This is a genomic window from Streptomyces sp. NPDC007162 (genome assembly GCF_040634175.1).
GTDB lineage: Bacteria > Actinomycetota > Actinomycetes > Streptomycetales > Streptomycetaceae > Streptomyces.
In genome coordinates, this window is sequence record NZ_JBEYFC010000773.1 from 1 (window position 1) to 3,141 (window position 3,141).

Here is a 3,141-nt window from a genome sequence, read left to right on the forward strand (position 1 = left end):
AGGCTGTCAAGGTGTCGCGAAAGGAAACATTCACGGGGTGCGACACCTGAATGCGCAGGCGTCGCACCCCGTGGCGGAGCGGTGACCGGGCGGGCCGGGCGGCCTGGCGGACGTTCGCGGGATACACCCGCGGCATCATCATCGTGGCCGCGACCAACGCCGTACTCGTCGGCGTCGCCCTGCTCGTGCTGCGGGTGCCGCTGGCCCTGCCGCTCACGCTGCTGGAGTTCTTCGCCGCGTTCGTCCCGCTGGTGGGCTCGCCGGTCGCGCTGGGCGTGGCCACCGTGGTCGCCCTCGCCGGGCGCGGGCCCCTCACGGCCGCCGCCGTCCTGGTGCTCATCGTGGTCATCGGACAGCTGGAGGGGCATCTGCTGCACCCCCTGGTGATGAGCTGGGCGGTACGCCTGCACCCCCTTGTCGTGGCCGTGTCCGTCATCGCGGGCAGCATCGTCGCGGGGGTGATCGGCGCGGTGGTGGCCGTGCCGTTCATCTCGGTGCTCTGGGCGGTGGCGCGGGCCCTGCGTCCCGAACCACCCTCCTGATCACCGCCCCGAGGCTCAGCCGTTCTCGGCGGGTCCGCGGCCCCGCCTCGGGGTACGCCGGGGGAGGCCGGGCGGCCGGCCGGGTGCTCCGGGCGTACCGCCCGCAGCGGGGATGTCGGAGGTGGCGGCCGCCCGAGCCGCCCCGGACCGTCCGGGGGGTGCCGCGGCGGGGCTCGGCACCACGATGCCGTCGTCCCACGCCTCGTGCGCCGCGAACGGGTCGGCGGGCGCCTGCGCGAGCAGGGCGTCGAGCGCGGACGAGGCGCGTGCCTTGACGGTCGCCAGGGCCAGCGTGTCGGCATCGGACTCGGGACCGCTGTGCCAGGTCACGGTGGCGGGGAGCATGACGAGCGAGGTCGTGCCGGACTCCCCGGCGGCCGGGCGCAACTGCACCCGGATACCGTGCCGGTCGGCCAGCCTGCCCACCACGAACAGGCCCATGTGCTGGTAGACGTCCGCGTCGGCGGTCGGTGGGTTCGCCAGCTTGTGGTTGATCTGCGCGAAGTCCTCGGGCATCAGGCCGATGCCCTTGTCGTGGATCTCGACCATGATCCGGGCGTCCGGCAGCCGGGTCGCCGTGACCCGCACCGTCGAGCGCGGCGACGAGAAGGCGGTGGCGTTCTCCAGCAGTTCCGCGAGCAGATGCACGAGGTCGGTGACGGCGCGCCCGTGGATCTCGGCCTCCGGGACGCCCGCCAGCTCGATCCGCTCGTACTGCTCCACCTCGGAGGCGGCCGCCCGGATCACGTCGACCAGGGGCAGCGGGTGGTCCCACTGCTGGGTGGGCCGCTCGCCGCCGAGCACCAGGAGGTTCTCGCCGTTGCGGCGGACCCGGGTGGCCAGGTGGTCGAGCCGGAAGAGGTTCGCCAACTGCTCGGGGTCGGCCTCGCGCTCCTCCAGGTCGGTGATCATGGTGAGCTGACGCTCGATCAGCGACTGGTTGCGGCGGGACAGGTTGGTGAAGATCGTGTTGATGTTGCCGCGCAGCAGGGCCTGTTCGGCGGCGAGCCGGACCGCCTCCCGGTGCACGTGGTCGAAGGCCCGCGCGACCTCGCCGATCTCGTCGGTGGTGGTGATCGGGATCGGTGTCACCTTGGTGTCCACCTGACCGGGCACGGCCTGGGACAGCTGGGTGATCACCGCCGGGAGGCGCTGCTCGGCGATCTCGATCGCCGAGGCGCTCAGCCGCCGCATCCCACGGCTCATGGAGCGGGCCACCCAGGCCGCGAGCAGGAACGCCGCGAGGACGGCACTGAGCGCGAGCGCGCCGTTCATGATCGCGGCCCGGCGGGCCCCGTCGGCGATGCTGCGGGCGTCGGCGAGCGCCGTGTTGGTGAGGTGGACCTCGATCCCCCGGTAGGCGTCGAAGACCAGCGCGTGCGCGGCGAAGAACGACTCGGGTGTGATGCCCTCGGCGGCCAGCTCCTGCGTCGACTTCCCGCTGGCGATCTCGCTGATCATCCTGGTCCGGTCCGGCGGTACCACGAACGTCCGGCCCACGGCCTTCGCCTCCTGGGCCGCCTTGGCCGTCTGCGCCGCCCCCCTCTTCTGCGCGTCGGCCAGCGCGGCCCGCAGCCGGGTCATGTCCCCGGTGGTACCGGCGCCCGCGTACTCCTGCAGACCGACCTGCTCCAGGTAGGCGTAGGAGCTGAACGAGCCCAGCTGGTTCTGGAGTTCGCCGGCTCCGAGCGCCGCGCGGTCCTCCACCAGCAGGTGCGTGCCGATGGAACGCACCAGGGACTCGGCGGCCTGGGTCAGGGACACGGCGTAGAGGGTGCGTCCGAAGCTCGCCTGGTTGTTGCTGCCGAAGCCCAGTTCGTTCGAGATCTCCATCAGCGGGTGCTGGACGGCGTGATAGCTCTCCTCCGTCTGCACGCCGGTCAGTTCGGCCGTGAACGCGGCGGCGCGCACCGACGGCAGTTGCTTCTCGCCCTCGCGCACCAGCGCGATCCGCCGGTCAAGACCCGCCGTCCGGGGTGCGCGTGCCACCGCCCGGTCGAAGGCCTGCGCGTCGGTGTCGGTGACCTTGCGCGCAGCCAGCACGGCGGGTGCGTTCCGCTTGCCCTCCAGGAGCGGGATCACCGACACGTCGCGCTCGTTGATCGCGTCGCTGGCGTAGGCGTTCGCCGCCTGCACCAACTCCGCCACGCGTACCGCGTCGTTGGCGTCGCGCAGGGTGTCCACCGAGTTCTTCACCCGGATGCCGCCGAGCCCTAGGGCGACCAGCACGGGGATGAGCAGAATGGCCTGGAGGCGTCTTGCGACGCGCCAATTGCCGGTCAGGGGTCTCAGTTTGGACAAGATCGTCCCATTTCACAACAGGGAGGGTGTGTAGGACCGTTCGGGGCCCGACGTTCTGTGGCCAAGTTCTAACACCCAGCGATCTGCTTCGAGCAGTGTTTGGGTGAAGCGGTTTCCCCGAAGTGGTAGAAATCTCAATTAAAACCATCGATGGTCAGAGCATGTACCACAGGGCGGGAGAGGCCTCCGGGATGCAGCGTGCGATCGATTATGCCGCCAGCGCTTGCCGACCCCTCAACGGCGCACTCTCGCACGGCTCCTGACTGGCTGGGTCTTGACCTGCTCTCCCGAATCGGGC

Annotated in this window: 1 protein-coding gene and 1 pseudogene; one reads left to right on the forward strand and one right to left on the reverse strand. The window is 71.0% G+C overall.

From position 1 onward, the window contains the following. Nucleotides 1-83: 83 nt before the first annotated feature. Nucleotides 84-542 (forward strand): annotated as a pseudogene (locus ABZ646_RS43665) (AI-2E family transporter); the annotation flags it as partial. A gap of 15 nt (nt 543-557) precedes the next feature. On the opposite strand, the gene ABZ646_RS43670 reads toward ABZ646_RS43665, so the two are convergent. Next, on the reverse strand, nt 558-2,843 hold the full coding sequence (locus ABZ646_RS43670; RefSeq protein ID WP_360532517.1) for a nitrate- and nitrite sensing domain-containing protein: 2,286 nt from the start codon (nt 2,841-2,843) through the stop codon (nt 558-560). Nucleotides 2,844-3,141: the final 298 nt, after the last annotated feature.